The sequence below is a fragment of the Conyzicola sp. genome (genome assembly GCF_057073975.1).
Map to the genome: position 1 here is coordinate 1 of NZ_JBXMIS010000036.1, position 15,328 is coordinate 15,328.

Here is a 15,328-nt window from a genome sequence, read left to right on the forward strand (position 1 = left end):
GCGACGACTAGGGTCGCGCCGGCGATGGTGAGCCTGGCACGCGTAGTGCGCGTTGCGAACATGTGGGAATCTCCTTTAATTCGGTGGATCGCAGTGAGCCATCGAGGGGAAGGCACATTCAACCGCCCGGGGGTCGTGGTGATTCCAGTTGCGCTGTGGTCCTCGTTGACGAGTTCACCCTAACAGAAGATGTCTCCTGTAGCGCAACTTAATGTTTTGGATCGTCATAAGTAGTCGTGCCCGCAATGACGGGCCCTGAGCGTGCCGTGGTGCGCCGGAATGCCAAAGAAAAGGGGACATCCGTCGGAGCAAGGCCTGTGTTATGTTTTTCGAATGATCAAAGACGATTACCAAACGTCATTACTCGACGTCCGCGGGATAACCAAGTCCTTTGCCGGCGCACGCGCCCTCGCAGGGGTCAGCCTCGATGTGCGGGCGGGCGAGGTGCACTGTGTTCTCGGCCAGAACGGCGCGGGCAAGTCCACCCTTATCAAGGTGCTCTCCGGTGCCCACCAACCCGACGAGGGAACCATCTCCTGGAACGGCGAGCCCGTCGACATCTCCAGTCCCGTCGCAGCCCTTCAACTCGGAATCGCGACGATGTACCAGGAGCTCGACGTCGTCGACGGCCTGACAATCGCAGAGAACATCTTCCTCGGCCACGAGTCGGCGACCGGAGGCATGCTGCATGTCGCGCGCATGAACCGCGAGACCCGGGCGCTGCTCGCTCGGCTCGGCCACGGCGAGCTCTCCCCCTCCACCGAGGTTGGCTCCCTGTCGGCCGCCAACAAGCAGATCGTGAGCATGGCGCGCGCTCTTTCCCACGACATCAAGCTCATCATCATGGACGAGCCGAGCGCCGTTCTCGACGCCGGCGAGGTCACGAAACTGTTCGGCGTCATCCGCGAGCTCACCGCGCAGGGCATAGCCGTCATCTACATCTCCCACCGCCTCGAGGAGATCCGCGAGATCGGCGACCGCATCACCGTCATCAAGGACGGCTCGAGCATGGCCAGCGGACTCCTGGTCTCTGAGACCACGACGCCAGAGGTGATCAAGCTCATGACCGGGCGAGCGGTCGACAGCATCTTCCCGAAGCGCACTGGGCCGAAGGCCGACGCTCCCGTCGTTCTCAATGTGGAGTCCCTCGAACTGCGCGGACTGTTCTCCGACCTCGACTTCGAGGTGCGGGCCGGCGAGATCGTCGGGCTGGCCGGGCTGGTCGGCTCCGGCCGATCGGAGATCCTCGAGACGGTCTACGGCGCACGGCGTTCCACCGGCGGTCGGGTGACCATGCACGGAAAGCAGCTGCGCCGCGGGTCGGTCGACTCGGCCGTTGCCGCTGGCATCGGCATGTCGCCGGAGGAGCGCAAGAGCCAGGGGCTCATTCTCGACGAGCCGATCTTTCGCAACATCACCCTCTCGAGCTTCGCGCGCTTCGCTCGGGCGGGCTGGCTCGACGAACGGGCGGAACGCTCCATCGCCCGCGGCCAGATCGAGTCTCTCGACCTGCGACCGGCCGAGCCGGACCGCATCGCCCGCACGCTATCCGGCGGCAACCAGCAGAAGATCCTGCTGGCCCGCTGGCTTGTGCACGGCACCGACCTGCTTCTACTCGACGAGCCGACCCGTGGCGTCGACGTCGGGGCGAGAGCGGAGATCTACTCCCTCATCCGACAGCTGGCCGACGCCGGCACCGCCATACTCCTCGTCTCCAGCGAGATCGAAGAAGTACTCGGCCTCTCCGACCGGGTTCTGGTTATCGCTGACGGCGCCGTCGTCAGCTCAGCAGCAGCAACGGACATCACAGAACAGGATGTCCTCGACCTCGTTATGAAAGGAGCCGCGGCATGAGCGACTCGAAGGCACCAACCGCTGAGCGGACCCCCATCGGCACCCGCGTGCTCGGCGGAGCCCGCGACTATCTCGGCGGCTCCGCCGGGCGCAACATCGGGCTGGTTGTCGCGCTCGTCGTTCTCATCGTGGTCGGGGGCGTCGTTGCCGGAGACCGGTTCATCAACGTCGAGAACGCCCTCATCATCCTTCGTCTTGCCTCGGTCTCTGCGGTGGTCGCGGTCGGCATGACCTTCGTCATCACCTCTGGCGGAATCGACCTGTCGATTGGATCGATCCTCGGCCTTGCAACGGTCGTGGCCACGATCGCGCCCGTGCAGGTCGCCGCTGGCCAGGTCGGATGGTGGCTCATGGCTCTCGTCGCGATCGGCGTCGGCGCGGGGGCCGGCCTCATCAACGGCGCGGTGATCGCCTATGGCAAAGTCGTGCCGTTCATCGCAACGCTCGCCATGCTTGTCGCCGCCCGCGGAGTCGCCGAACTCGTGTCGGAGAAGAAGACGCTCGTCGTCGACGGCGTGTTCGTCAACGGTGTCGGCGTGCGCACCGGGCTCGTCGAGTTCTTCCGCGGCAGCCCGCTCGGCATCTCGTGGCTGGTCTGGTTCGCCCTCATCGTTGCCGTCGTCGGATGGCTGCTGCTCAACCGCACCACCTTCGGCCGCCGCACCGTGGCGATCGGCGGCAACGAGGAGGCTGCCCGCCTCGCCGGCATCAAGGTGAAGCGCCACACCGTCTACCTCTATGTGCTGTCTGGCGTCACTGCCGGCATCGCGGCGATCATGCTCGTCGGCCGCACCACGGCCGGCAGCTCGACCAACGGAACGCTGTACGAGCTCGACGCAATCGCGGCGGTCGTGGTCGGCGGCACCCTGCTCATCGGCGGTCGCGGCACCATTACCGGCACCATTCTCGGCGTAATGATCTTCTCGATCCTGCTCAACATCTTCACGCAGATCAATGTGCCCAACTCGATCCAGGATGTCTCGAAGGGGCTCATCATCATTGCCGCGGTTCTCCTTCAGCAGCGTCTCGCCGTTCGCCGCAACAACGTAAAGCCCAAGCTGTAGCTCTGGGCACGAGTGAGCGGGTCGGGGTCAGCCCCGACCCGCTCGGTGCTTAACGGCTCTCGAGCTGGCGCACCTCGTCAGACGCGGGCCCGGCTGTCGTCACGCAGGGACCCGTCGAGGTGATGGTGATCACCCCGGCCTCTGACTCATCCGACGCCTCGACCTGGATCTGGGCGACCGAGTCGGGCGACGCCAGCACGGTCAGGGCGAACGAGTCGCCAGTGCTCATGTCGCGCCGCTCCCAGCCGTCCGCCTCGAAGCGGTCGACCAGACCGTCGGCCAGACCGGTGAGGTCGGCGCCGGGAGCGAGCACGAGATCGGCGCTCGAGATCCACTGGCGGATGAGCCCGTCCGGGTTGTCGAACTCGTCGAAGCACGCGGCAGAGGCGTCGGCCGCGAGCCTGACCTCCGCCACCTGAGCCGCATCGACCCTGCTGGCCGCCTCATTGCGCAGCAACTGCACCGGTGACTTGGTCTCGGCGAGCGACAGCTCGTCCACGGGCGACGAGGCGGTGGCGGCGCAGCCGGTGAGGCTGGTCGCGCCGGCAAGGAGCACGATCATCCACTTATGATTCGTTTTAGTCATGTTATTACTCCTATTTATCGACTTCATTGTCTGACTACGCGAATCTAGCGGGATGCGCCTCCAACGCGCGTGGTTTGGCCCGAATCCGGGCATGCCAATGAGCCCCCAGTGCGGGGGTAGTCGATCGGTGAGCGGCTGCTACCCCGCCTGCACCTCGAGCTTGGCCACCTCGTCGGAGCCCTCGCCATCGGTCATGACGCAGGGGCCGGCGACCTGAACCTGCAGTTCTCCGGCGGCACCGTCCTTCGGGGCCTTGCCGGAGATATGGATGGTGGCGAGGCTGTCGTCGCGGGTGAACTCGACGATCGTATTGGAGCCGTAGGTGCCCTGATCCCAGCCGTCCTCGCGGAACGACACATAGAACTTGGAGAGCACGAGGTCCCAGTCGGCGTCAGGGGTCAGCACGATGCGAACGCTCGACTTCCAGGCGCGCTGAAGACCCTCCGGGTCGGCTTCCTCAGTGCGGCAGTTCTCTGACGCGTCAGACGAGTTCTCGACCTCGGCGACGAGACCGGCCGGCACCCGGCTCGCCGCCTCGTTGCGCAGCAGCTGCACCGGCGACTTCGTGTCGGCGAGTGTGAGGCCGCTCTCTGTCTCCGAGCACGCCGCCATGGTCACAACGATGGCGAGAGCCGCGGCGGCGGCGAGTGCACGTCGCAGAGTCGTGGGTGCGTTCATGGTCATCCTCGTCGGTCGATGCGACCTCGGATGCGGTCGCGAACGACCGGCCAACTACGGTTCCGGTCGCGCCAGCTACATCACTAGTGCAACGAACCTAACGCGGCAGATCGCGCCGAAGAAGACGAACATGTTACGAGTGCGCCAGCGGCATACCCCAGATGTGGTCACACGGCCCGCTACTGGCGGCCGTCCAGCTTCTTCACCGCCGGGTCGTTGACCCCCGCCGTCATCGCGCACGGCCCGTCGACGGCGATCGTGATCGTGCCGCCCGTGTCCATCGGCGTGCGCGTCAGGGTGATCGCGGTTGCGAGCGCCGGCTTGGTCAGCCTTGTGATGAGAACGGTGTCGCCATCCGCCTCGACCCAGTCCTGGGCGACGAACGAGGCGACGATATCGTCGACGATGGCCTCTGGTCGAACCGACGCGTTGTCGACCATGAAGATCTCGACGCTCGAGCGCCAGAAGCGCTCCTTGCCCTCAGGGTCGCTCGCGTCGCACGGCTCAGAACCCTCCTCTGGCTCCGCCATCGAGCTCACCTGGTAACCGGGCACACGCGACACCGCCTCGACCCGCAGCAGCTGGGCGGGGGCTTTGCTCTCTGGCAGCCGACCGGCCCCGAGCGGCTCCTCTGCGCAGCCAACGAGAGACATCAGGATGATGGCGGCACCGAGCACCGCTATGGGCCTCTTCATGCCCGCCTCGCTTCCACCAGCATCGTCGCTGATTTGTTTACGGTAACAGCAAACGATGCGTGCAGGCCGCTCCCCACAAGTGGGGACAGGTGCTACTTCTTCTTCTGCAGCGAGCCGACTTCCTCAGAGGTGGCACCCGCCGTGCGCACGCACGGGCCGTGCACCTCAATCTGCACGGTGCGCTGATCGACGACCTCCTCGAGGCCAACCGACGACGCGTTCTCGTTGGGAGTGAAGCCGGAGATCTGCATGTCGGCGAGCGAGCCATCCGTTTCGAGCAGCTTCTGGATCGCGCTGACGTTGCCGCCGAGGTCGCGCGCAGTCCAGCCGTCGGCCTCGAACGACGCGACGAGGTCGTTGACGAGGGGAGCGACGTCTGCTTCACCGAGGATCAGCACGTCGACCGTCGAGTGCCAGGAGCGGATGGTGCCCTCCGGGTCCTCGTCCTCCGACAGGCACGAGACAGATGCGTCCTCCGACTCGATGATCTGATCGATGACGCCCTCCGGCAGGCGGGTTGCGGCTTCATTGCGCAGCAGCTGGGCTGGCGACTTCGTGTCGGCGAGCGAGACATCCGGGTAGTCACCCGCGACGGTCGGGGCCGGTGCGGCACAGCCGGCAAGGCCGAGAGCGGCTGTCGCTCCGATGACGAGTACGGCAAGAGTGCGAGTGAGGTCTTCCTTGACCATGAGCTGAATCCTTCTGCTTGGTGGCCGACTCCCCTTTGTCGACGGCCCAGTGCTTGTACCTCGAGATTGCCCCCTCGGCCGCCTCTATCGGTACTCATGAAGATACCTCTGCGGCCATGGGTCGACCCCGCCGGGACGTACCCCAAAGCAGGGGACAACCCTGTCCACCTTTAGGCGGACACGCTCCGCGCGACGTGCCCGCGGGGGCGAGACTCGCTAGAGCTTCTCGATGGGGGCGATCTTGATGAGCAGCCGCTTGCGACCGGCAGTGTCGAACTGCACCTCGGCAACGCGCTTAGGGCCCTCGCCGGTGACGGCGCTCACGCGCCCCTCGCCGAAGTCGTTGTGCCGGATGCGGTCGCCAGCTTCGAGCACCAGATCGCCGTTGTCGCGAATGGCCCCGGTGATCGACGAGGTCCACTCTGTCTTCACCCTCGACACGGCTGGCGCGATCTCGAACGACTCATAGCCGGCGGTGCGACCGTCGCGACGAGCGTTGAGGGCTCGTGGCTGCGTTCCACCGCGGCTGTTGGCCATGCCCGGCGACTGGCGCCAGTCGATGAGCGCCGCGGGAATCTCCTGCAGATAGCGGCTCGGCATGGCGATGCCGACGTCGCCATACTGCGCCCGCGACATCGCGAGCGAGATGTACAGCTGGCGCTTCGCCCTGGTGATGCCGACGTAGAACAGCCGGCGCTCCTCTGCGACCCCACCCGGTTCGCCCGCCGACATGCGGTGGGGAAGGAGGTCCTCCTCGACACCGGTGAGGAACACGGTGTCGTACTCGAGCCCCTTGGCGGTGTGGAGGGTCATCAGGGTGACGGTGCCGCTCTCGTCGTCGAGATCGTCGGCCGCCGCGAGCAGCGAGATCTCGGTGAGGTAGTCGATGAGCGTGCCCTCTGGGTTGCGACGGCTGAACTCCTTGGTCTGCGCGAGAAGCTCCTCGACGTTCTCTGCCCTGGCCTCGTCCTGGGCGTCACGCGTTGTGCGCAGCGCATCGACGTATCCCGACTTGGTGATGATCGCGGAGAGCATATCGGCGGGCTTGGCTGTCGGCCCGAGGGCGGCAACCTCGTCGAGCATCGCCGAGAGCCCGAGGATGGCGCTTGTCACCTTCGGCCCGAGCCCCAGCTGGGCAGCGTCGCCGAGCGCGTCGCGCAGCGGGGTGCCGGTGCGGTCGGCGTAAGCCTGCAGCGCGGCCTCTGTTGCGGGGCCGATGCCGCGCTTCGGAGTGTTCATGATGCGGCGAAGGGCGAGGTCGTCATCCGGGTTGATCACCTGGATGAGGTAGCCGATGACGTCTTTGATCTCGGCGCGGTCGTAGAACTTGGTGCCGCCGGGGAAGCGGTACGGGATAGCGGAGCGGGTGAGCACCTCTTCGATCGCACGGCTCTGGGAGTTGGTGCGCATGAAGATGGCGATGTCGCGGTAGGCGCCGCCGCCATCCCGTGCCTTCTGTATCTCGTCGGCGATGAACTGCGCCTCGTCGAACGCGGTGTAGCCCGTGTAGCCAACGATGAGCTCGCCGGCGCCGACGGTCGTGAACAGGTTCTTCGCCTTGCGGTCGAAGTTGTTGGCGATAACGGCATTGGCCGCATCGAGGATGTTCTGCGTCGAGCGGTAGTTCTGCTCGAGCAGGATCACCTTCGAGTTGGGGAAGTCGCGCTCGAATTCGACGATGTTGCGGATGTCGGCGCCACGAAACGCGTAGATCGACTGGTCGCTGTCGCCGACAACCGTCAGTGACGCCCCGGGGATTCCCCCGCTCGCGTCGAGCTGCGTGCGGGTGTCGGGCGGCACGTGCTGCGGCTTGACCGGGCGAACGAGCTCGCGGATGAGGGCATACTGCGCGTGGTTGGTGTCCTGGTACTCGTCGACGAGCACGTGGCGGAACCGCCGCTGATAGAGCGCGGCCTTGTCGGGGAAGGCACGGAACAGGTGAACGGTCTCGGCGATGAGGTCGTCGAAGTCGAGGGCGTTCGCCTTGCGGAGGGCTGAGCTGTAGCGCCGGAAGATCTCGAGGAAGGCCACCTCCTTCGGGTCGCTCGCGTTGATGTTGCGCGAGAACGACTCGACGTCGACGAGCTCGTTCTTGAGCTTGGAGATGCGCCCGCCCGCGTTGCCGGGGGTGAAGCCGAGGGTGTCGGCATCCATGTCCTTGATGATGCGCTTGATGAGCGCCTTGGAGTCGGCGGAGTCGTAGATCGTGAACGACTGCTTCATGCCGAACGCCTCGGCCTCGCGGCGAAGGATGCGAACGCACGAGGAGTGGAACGTCGAGATCCACATGCCGTCGGCTGCATCCCCGATGAGGGACTTCACCCGCTCCCGCATCTCGGCTGCGGCCTTGTTCGTGAAGGTGATCGCGAGGATCTGGCTCGGCCACGCCTCTCTGCTCTGCAGCAGCCCGGCGATGCGACGCGTGAGCACGCTCGTCTTGCCAGAGCCGGCGCCCGCCACGATGAGCAGCGACTGGCCGCGGTACTCGACTGCCTCGCGCTGGCGGGGGTTGAGCCCGTCGAGCAGCTCGTTGTCGATCTGACCGGGAATCTGCGCGGTTGGCTCAAAGGGGTCGAGGACGAATGTCATGGCCCCTCGATTCTACCGGCGGCGGCCGTCACGCTCCGTGGTCGCGCACCGCCACCGCGAGGTCGGGCTGGTCGGCGAAGACGCCGTCGAGGCCGGTGTCGAGGATGAGGCGGTACTCGCCGCGCCAGTCGCCCCACGCCGACGAGCCGCCCGGCCCACGGAAGGCCTTGGTGAGAAAGCGGTTCTCTGGGCGGAGGGTCCAGGTGAAGACGAGGAGACCCGCCGCGTGGGCCCGGTCGACGACGTCGGAGACCGCCGCGGTGTCGGGGTTGACGATGAGCCGGCGGTCGACGCTGACGCCGTCGACGGTGGCGGCGAGCTTCGCGAGCCCGAAGTCGGTGAGGTGCGAGGCGTAGCTCGGCGCCTTCTTGCCGTGCAGTGCCACGAGGTCGGCGGGCGAGCCGCCCTTCTCGACGAGGAACACGAGCCTGCCTGGCACGCCGCGAGCGCGGATCTTGAGCAGCACCGACTGCTCGAACGCCTCGACGATGAGGTTGCGATCTGTTGCCCAGCCCTCGACCTCTGCGGCGAACAGCTCGTCGAGCGGCAGCCCGATCGACTCGAAGTAGGTGGCGTGCTTGATCTCGGCGACCATGACCAGCTGCTTGCCCGTGCGATCGGATGCCGCGTCGATGATCTCGACCAGGTCGCGCAGTCGGAGGATCCCCTCCGTCCCGTTGAAGGTCGTCGACGCCTGGCGCACCTGCGGGAGGCGCTCGATGACCCGGAGGGTGCGCAGCTCGTGCCACGTGAAGTCCTCGGTGAACCAGCCCGTCAGTGACACGCCGTCGATGGTCTTGGTCGTCCTGCGGGAGGCGAACTCGGGGTGAGACGCGACATCCGTCGTTCCGCTGATCTCGTTCTCGTGGCGAAGCACGAGAATGCCGTCCTTCGTGGCGACGATGTCGGGTTCGACGGCGTCGGCTCCGAGCGCGAACGCGAGCTCATAGGCTGCGCGCGAGTGCTCTGGGCGATATCCGCTGGCGCCACGGTGGCCGATCACGAGGGGGTGCGGTGTCGTGGTCACCTCGATAACGGTACGCGACATCCGGTGCCCGCTCCTGCCCCGCGGCCTCCTAGGATGCATGTCATGACGACCTGCTGGGCCTGCGAGGCGGCTCTCGACCCGGTGTGGAAGTTCTGCACGCAGTGCGGGGTGCCCGTGGAGAAGGACGGCGGTATCCCGTCGGCGATCCGGCCCATCGCCGTGGCGCCTGCCGCATCCCTCTCGCCCATCGCGATCTTCGGGCTCATCATGGGCGGCATCGCACTCGTGCTCGTGGTCTCTGCCGTGCTGCTCGCGGTGCTGCGCCAGTGATCGAGAGCTGGACCGAGCCGAGCAGGTCTGTCTCCCTTCGATGGGGCACCTACCGCGGCCGCTACCTCGCCGGCCTTGGACTCATCATCTCCGGGCTCCTGTGCCTTCAGGGTGCCAACGTCAACTTCGGCCTCCCCCTCGGCATCGGCACCCTTGCCCATGTCATCGGCTGGTGGCTCATGCCGGCGGCTGGCTGGCGGCGCATCTGGGCGGTGCTGCCCAGCCTGATCGCGGCGTTCATCCTGCTCATCGGCCCGGCCGGAGTCGCCATCCTCTCCCTCCCCCTCGCGAGCTGGCTACTGGTTCGCCACCGGCCAGCCGTGACCTTTCTGCTCCCGGTCGCCCTGTTCGCGGTGGGGATGACTCTGCGCGAGTTCGTCTCCGAGTACAGCGCGATGATCCCCGCGCTCGCCATAATGGGGTCACTGCTCGTGCTCTTCGCATGGAGCGCTCGCTTCCTCGCCGCGTCACGGCTGATCCCCAGCAATCGCACGGCAGCAACCGCTTGAATTATGGATGTCGGGCACCCGCCCGCATACAAGGAGAGAACCGCGAATGGCCCTGTCCAACCCCGCATTCAGCACTACCCCCGCCTTCAGCCAGAAGAGCCGCGTCGCCGCCCCGTCGGCCACCGAGCTCGACGAGCTGTACGGCCGCCCCTCGGCCAGCCCGGCCGACACCGACCGTATGAGCTACGACGACGTCATCGTCAAGACGGTGTCGATGTTCGTCGTGCTTCTGGTCGGAGGCGCGATCGGCGCCTTCTTCTTCCCCGGCCTCGCGCTGCCGGCCGCTCTCGTCGGCTTCGTGCTCGCCATGGTCAACATCTTCAAGAAGGTGCCATCGGTGCCGCTCATCATGGCGTACTCCGTTGTCGAGGGTGTCTTCCTCGGCGGCATCTCCGTGACGCTCGAGCGGATGCTGCCCGGCATCATCCTGCAGGCCGTGCTCGCCACGCTGGTCGTCTTCGGCGTGACACTCGCGCTGTTCGCCAACGGCAAGGTGCGGGCCTCGGCACGAGCCACCAAGATCTTCATGATCGCCGGCATCTCGTATGCGGCGTTCTCGCTGATCAACCTCGGCCTTCAGCTCACCGGTGTCAACCAGGACCCGTGGGGGCTCTACGGAACCGAGTTCAACGGATTCCCGCTCGGCCTCATCATCGGCCCGCTCGCGATCCTGCTGGCGGCATACTCGCTCGTGCTCGACTTCACCTCGGTGAAGCAGGGCGTCGAGGCTGGCGCTCCGCGCATCCTCGGTTGGAAGGCCGCCTTCGGCCTCGTGCTGACGATCGTGTGGCTCTACATCGAGTTCCTCCGCCTCATCGCGATCCTTCGCGGCAGCAACTAGCCCACGAGAAAGAGGGGTCCGGCTCCTGCCGGGCCCCTCTTTCGTACCCCGATGGGGTGAGGGTGTACCTCGATCTCGTAGCAATGGAACGCTTTGTCGATCCGAGCTTGCCTGCGGGTCGCATCAAGCCCCATGATTCTCAAGAGTTGAGAAAACTCCATGACCATCGTGAGGACCCAACATGACCCGAATCGACACCCCATCCCCGCGCAGACGGGGGCTCGCCGCGACGGCGGCGGCCCTCGTCATCGCCCTTGTAGCGCTCGGCGCGCCCCTGTCTGCGAGCGCCGACGTCGTGGGCACCGGTCCCGGCACCATCAGCGGAACCGTCACAGAGGCGGGTGGGCTGCCCATCGAGGGCATCCAGGTCAGCATCTCGACCTCGTCGGGCGAGACAAACCCATTCTTCGCCTACACGTTCTCCGACGCCGCCGGCCACTATGAGTTCACCGGGGTCGACGCTGACACCTACGGTGTCTCGTCGTACAGCGCCAACTACCAGAACGTGCCGTGGCAGACCGCGGCCATCTCCGCATCGGCACCGACGGCGAACGTGGACTTCGTGTTCACGCCGTTCCAGATCGGGGTCGGCACGATCAGCGGTCTGGTAACCGGTGACGGCACGCCCATCGCCGGGCTGCACGTCTCTGTGCACAACTACGCCACCGGCCAGAATGCATACTCATCGAGCGATGAGAACGGCCTGTACGAGATCACCGGCCTGCCCAACGGCACCTGGGCCTTCTCCTCCCCCGCACTGTCGGGCTACCAGTACCTCTACCCCGCCTCGGTCGAGCTCTCGGATGCCGCACCCAGCGCCACCCGCAACCTCCCCTTCATCTCGTACCCGACCGGTAACTCCACGGTGACCGGCACCCTGACCGATGCGGCGACGGGAGAGCCGATCCAGGGCGCCAACGTCTCGCTCTACGGGGTCGACGTGGCGCAGAACACCAACGTTGCTACGGATGAGAACGGCAGCTTCACCTTCGCCTCCCTTCCCGCTGGCACCTACAGCGTCAACTTCTTCGCCTTCGGATACCTCGGCCCTGCAGCCGAGGTGACGGTCGCCGAAGGCGCGACGGCGACGCTCGATCGCGCACTGGTGGCAACGAACGCGACGATCAGCGGCACCGTGATCGGCCCCGACGGCGCGCCTGTTGTCGGCGAGTATGTCTCTGCTCACACAGCGCAAGGCGCGTTCGCCGGAGAAGTCACCGACGAGAACGGCGACTACGTCATCACCGAGGTCGGTGCCGTCGAGTACACCCTGAGCGTCGGCGGTCCAGGCACCCCCTACGACCGGGTACAGCGACTTGTGACGCCGGTTGCCAACGAGTCAATCACGGAGAACTTCACCCTGGCGGCACGAACGACGGGCAGCCTCGGCGGATGGGTTCTCACCCCCGCCGGCGACTTCCACCCCGACGCGGTGTGCGTGACGCTGTACGGCTCGAAGAACAAGAAGCCGCTTGCGGAGGTCGCCACCTTCGGCGAGGACTTCGGGGATGGCACGTGGATATTCAACGACCTCAAGCCCGGCCGGTACACCGCAGAGTTCCGTGACTGCGACGACGACCCCAAGACTAAGTACGACAAGGTCTTCCTCGGCGGGGTCAAGAACTACAAGGACGCGACCTTCGTTACCGTCGTGGCTGGCGTCGACAGCTTCGAGAACAACGTGACACTGACGCCGCGGGGTCACTGACCCCTCGCGCGTGACGGCGGGCTCGGCTTCGGCCGGGCCCGTCGTTCGTTTCGGGAGCAGCACGAGTGCTCCGGCCGGCGCTCCGAGACGGAGCGCCGAATGAGCCGGAAAAGGGCCCGAAAGGGCCCTTTTCTTATCGGCTCATTCCCACTCGATGGTTCCCGGGGGCTTCGAGGTGACGTCGAGGACGACGCGATTGACCCCCGCGACCTCATTGGTGATCCGGTTGGAGATACGGGCCAGCACGTCGTAGGGCAGGCGGGTCCAGTCGGCCGTCATGGCATCCTCGCTCGACACCGGGCGCAGCACGATCGGGTGGCCGTAGGTGCGGCCGTCGCCCTGGACGCCGACGGAGCGCACGTCGGCGAGTAGCACGACGGGGCACTGCCAGATCTCATTGTCGAGGCCGGCGGCCGTCAGCTCCTCGCGCGCGATCGCGTCGGCCGCGCGGAGCAGCTCGAGACGCTCACGGGTAACCTCACCGACGATGCGGATGCCGAGGCCTGGCCCCGGAAACGGCTGGCGCGAGACGATGACCTCCGGCAGTCCGAGCTCGCGGCCGATGGTGCGCACCTCATCCTTGAAGAGGGTGCGCAGCGGTTCCACGAGCTGGAACTGCAGGTCTTCTGGAAGGCCGCCGACGTTGTGGTGGCTCTTGATGTTGGCGGTGCCGGTTCCGCCACCGCTCTCGACGACATCCGGGTAGAGCGTGCCCTGCACGAGGAACTCGATCTTCTCGCCCTCGGCAGACGCCTCGAGCACGAGCGCCTCTGCGGCGTTCTCGAACGAGCGGATGAACTCTCGGCCGATGATCTTGCGCTTCTGCTCCGGGTCGGTGACACCGGCGAGCGCATCGAGGAACTGGTCGACGGCATCGACGGTGACGAGGCGCACACCCGTGGAGGCGACGTAGTCCTCTTCAACCTGGCGGCGCTCATCCTGTCGGAGCAGTCCGTGGTCGACGAAGATCGCGGTGAGCTGGTCGCCGACCGCCTTGTGCACGATGGCGGCGGCAACAGCGGAGTCGACGCCGCCGGAGAGTCCGACGATCACCCGGCCGGAGCCGACCTGTGCCGCGATTCTGGCGACCTGCTCGTCGATGACGTTCGTCGAGTTCCAGTCCGCCGGGATGCCGGCGGCACGGTGGAGGAAGTTCTCGAGCACCGCCTGGCCGTACTCGGAGTGCTTGACCTCCGGGTGCCACTGCACGCCGTACATGCGCTTCTCGTCGGACGCGAAGGCGGCGACGGGGGTGGATGCCGACGAGGCGAGCACGGTGAAGCCGTCTGGCGCCTTCGAGACGGAGTCGCCGTGGCTCATCCACGTCGTCTGGTCAGAGGGCTGGTCGCCGAGAAGGGTCGACGACCCCGGGGCCAGCGTGACCGCTGTTGCGCCATACTCGCGAAGGCCCGTGTTCGCGACCTCGCCGCCGAGCTGCTGAGCCATCACCTGGAAGCCGTAGCAGATGCCGAGGGTCGGGATTCCGAGCTCGAGGATACCGGGGTCGAGTGTCGGCGAGCCTGCCTCGTACACGCTCGACGGCCCGCCGCTGAGCACGATGCCCACCGGGTTCTTGGCGGCAACCTCCTCCGCGGTGATCGTGTGCGGAACGATCTCGGAGTAGACGTTCGCCTCGCGAACGCGTCGGGCGATCAGCTGCGCATACTGTGCTCCGAAGTCGACGACGAGCACGGGCTGCTGGCTGGTTTCCTCGCTCATGCGGGCACCTCTTCTGTTTCGAAGGAGTCGAGCACGGCGACGACCTCGCGGTGGTAGCGGCGCTCGAGGATGAAGGAGAGCAGCGGAACGATGCCGCCGAGGAACATGAGGCCGAGGCGCAGAAGGCTCCAGCGCATCGGGCTCCACAGGTTGAAGTCGGCGAGCACGTAGAACACGTAGAACCAGCCGTGAACGACGAGGATGACCGTCGACAGGTTGATCGCGGTGATCTGCTCCCGCGGGTTGAGGTAGAGGAAGCCGAAGGGCCCGCCCGCCTCGATATCGACACCGAACCCGTAGCGGAAGACCATCATGAGGCACAGCAGCAGCAGGAAGCTGCCGGTGATGATCGAGGTCACGCGGTAGAACTTGAGTGCCAGCCGTATCCGTGCTGCATCCGACGGTTTGGGCTTCAAGGGCATGGCCCTAGTTTAGTTGCGCCGCATTTGCTCACGATGCCGCGGCCTCTTCGGCCTCCAGCTGCTCTCGCTCCCAGGCGTCTCGCACCAGTCGATACCAGAGGTAGAGCGCGAAGCCCGCGAAGACCACCCACTCGACCGCGTAGAAGATGTTGAGCCAGTTGAGCACGACCTGCTGGGTGGGCGGCGGGGCGTCGATCGTCTCCAGACCGGATGGCGCCGCCGAGAGCACGAGGTAGCCGCCGTAGACCCCAGACGGCTGGTCCCCCCACTCGTTGATGAGGGTCGCGACGGCCATGGCCGAGCGCTCCCCCGCCTCGAAGTCGTCATCGGCGGGCGGCTCGGTCGCGAGGTAGCGGCCCTCGAGGGTGCCGCCCGCAGGCCGCTCGGCGGCGAGAGCATCGGCCTCGGTCGCCGCCCAGCCGACAGCGACGGCGAGGCTCGTACCGTCGTCGGCGACCGCGTGCCCCACGAGCCAATAGCCCTCGGTGCCGTAGTTCACCCTGCCGCTGAGCACGCTGAAGTCGCCCTCGGCATACTCGGCCCGCACGCGCACGAGCTGGCCCGACGCCTCCGTGGTGACGCCGCTCTGTGGTCTGGCCACGTCGCCGAGTGCCCTGACGGTCTCGGTGTCGCGCTCGACGACGGTCGCCTGCGCA

15 protein-coding genes are annotated in these 15,328 nt (G+C 66.4%); 6 read left to right on the top strand and 9 right to left on the bottom strand.

The features are described 5' to 3' along the window. The first annotated feature begins 333 nt into the window (after positions 1-333). Positions 334-1,854, top strand: coding sequence for a sugar ABC transporter ATP-binding protein (locus AC14A7_RS03265; protein WP_484006453.1), 1,521 nt, complete (start codon positions 334-336; stop codon positions 1,852-1,854). Further along, the gene (locus AC14A7_RS03270; RefSeq protein WP_484006454.1) at positions 1,851-2,918 is read left to right on the top strand and encodes an ABC transporter permease; all 1,068 of its coding nucleotides are present in this window, start codon (positions 1,851-1,853) and stop codon (positions 2,916-2,918) included. The genes AC14A7_RS03265 and AC14A7_RS03270 overlap by 4 nt, the downstream gene beginning before the upstream one ends. A 49-nt stretch (positions 2,919-2,967) precedes the next feature. On the opposite strand, the gene AC14A7_RS03275 is transcribed toward AC14A7_RS03270, so the two are convergent. The 6 genes from AC14A7_RS03275 to AC14A7_RS03300 all read right to left on the bottom strand — a co-directional run bounded on the left by AC14A7_RS03275 (position 2,968) and on the right by AC14A7_RS03300 (position 9,203). Beyond that, positions 2,968-3,504: a hypothetical protein gene (locus AC14A7_RS03275; protein ID WP_484006455.1), complete on the bottom strand. Its 537-nt coding sequence runs from the start codon at positions 3,502-3,504 to the stop codon at positions 2,968-2,970. 138 nt (positions 3,505-3,642) lie between these two features. Then, positions 3,643-4,182: a hypothetical protein gene (locus AC14A7_RS03280; RefSeq protein ID WP_484006456.1), complete on the bottom strand. Its 540-nt coding sequence runs from the start codon at positions 4,180-4,182 to the stop codon at positions 3,643-3,645. A gap of 179 nt (positions 4,183-4,361) precedes the next feature. Continuing rightward, positions 4,362-4,877 carry a hypothetical protein gene (locus AC14A7_RS03285; protein WP_484006457.1) on the bottom strand — a complete coding sequence of 172 codons (516 nt, stop codon included), beginning with the start codon at positions 4,875-4,877 and terminating at the stop codon, positions 4,362-4,364. A gap of 92 nt (positions 4,878-4,969) precedes the next feature. Next, positions 4,970-5,566: a hypothetical protein gene (locus AC14A7_RS03290; RefSeq protein ID WP_484006458.1), complete on the bottom strand. Its 597-nt coding sequence runs from the start codon at positions 5,564-5,566 to the stop codon at positions 4,970-4,972. 216 nt (positions 5,567-5,782) lie between these two features. Further along, positions 5,783-8,155, bottom strand: coding sequence for an ATP-dependent helicase (locus tag AC14A7_RS03295; protein ID WP_484006459.1), 2,373 nt, complete (start codon positions 8,153-8,155; stop codon positions 5,783-5,785). Between the two features lie 28 nt (positions 8,156-8,183). Then, entirely contained in the window at positions 8,184-9,203 is a 1,020-nt protein-coding gene (locus tag AC14A7_RS03300; protein WP_484006460.1) for a glycerophosphodiester phosphodiesterase family protein, read from the bottom strand. A gap of 42 nt (positions 9,204-9,245) precedes the next feature. Here AC14A7_RS03300 and AC14A7_RS03305 point away from each other — a divergent pair, with 42 nt between their 5' ends. The 4 genes from AC14A7_RS03305 to AC14A7_RS03320 all read left to right on the top strand — a co-directional run bounded on the left by AC14A7_RS03305 (position 9,246) and on the right by AC14A7_RS03320 (position 12,531). Continuing rightward, positions 9,246-9,473: a hypothetical protein gene (locus tag AC14A7_RS03305; protein ID WP_484006461.1), complete on the top strand. Its 228-nt coding sequence runs from the start codon at positions 9,246-9,248 to the stop codon at positions 9,471-9,473. Beyond that, the gene (locus AC14A7_RS03310; protein ID WP_484006462.1) at positions 9,470-9,982 is read left to right on the top strand and encodes a hypothetical protein; all 513 of its coding nucleotides are present in this window, start codon (positions 9,470-9,472) and stop codon (positions 9,980-9,982) included. The genes AC14A7_RS03305 and AC14A7_RS03310 overlap by 4 nt, the downstream gene beginning before the upstream one ends. Before the next feature lie 46 nt (positions 9,983-10,028). Further along, on the top strand, positions 10,029-10,823 hold the full coding sequence (locus tag AC14A7_RS03315) for a Bax inhibitor-1/YccA family protein (RefSeq protein WP_484006463.1): 795 nt from the start codon (positions 10,029-10,031) through the stop codon (positions 10,821-10,823). 181 nt (positions 10,824-11,004) lie between these two features. Next, positions 11,005-12,531, top strand: a complete 1,527-nt coding sequence (locus AC14A7_RS03320; protein WP_484006464.1) for a carboxypeptidase regulatory-like domain-containing protein — start codon at positions 11,005-11,007, stop codon at positions 12,529-12,531. A 141-nt stretch (positions 12,532-12,672) separates the two neighbouring features. On the opposite strand, the gene guaA is transcribed toward AC14A7_RS03320, so the two are convergent. From guaA to AC14A7_RS03335, 3 genes are all read right to left on the bottom strand, one after another. Further along, positions 12,673-14,250, bottom strand: coding sequence for a glutamine-hydrolyzing GMP synthase (gene guaA, locus AC14A7_RS03325; RefSeq protein WP_484006465.1), 1,578 nt, complete (start codon positions 14,248-14,250; stop codon positions 12,673-12,675). Beyond that, the gene (locus AC14A7_RS03330; RefSeq protein WP_484006466.1) at positions 14,247-14,672 is read right to left on the bottom strand and encodes a DUF3817 domain-containing protein; all 426 of its coding nucleotides are present in this window, start codon (positions 14,670-14,672) and stop codon (positions 14,247-14,249) included. The genes guaA and AC14A7_RS03330 overlap by 4 nt, the downstream gene beginning before the upstream one ends. Before the next feature lie 28 nt (positions 14,673-14,700). Further along, a partial coding sequence (locus tag AC14A7_RS03335) for an SURF1 family cytochrome oxidase biogenesis protein (protein ID WP_484006467.1) occupies positions 14,701-15,328 on the bottom strand: 628 nt, incomplete at its 5' end.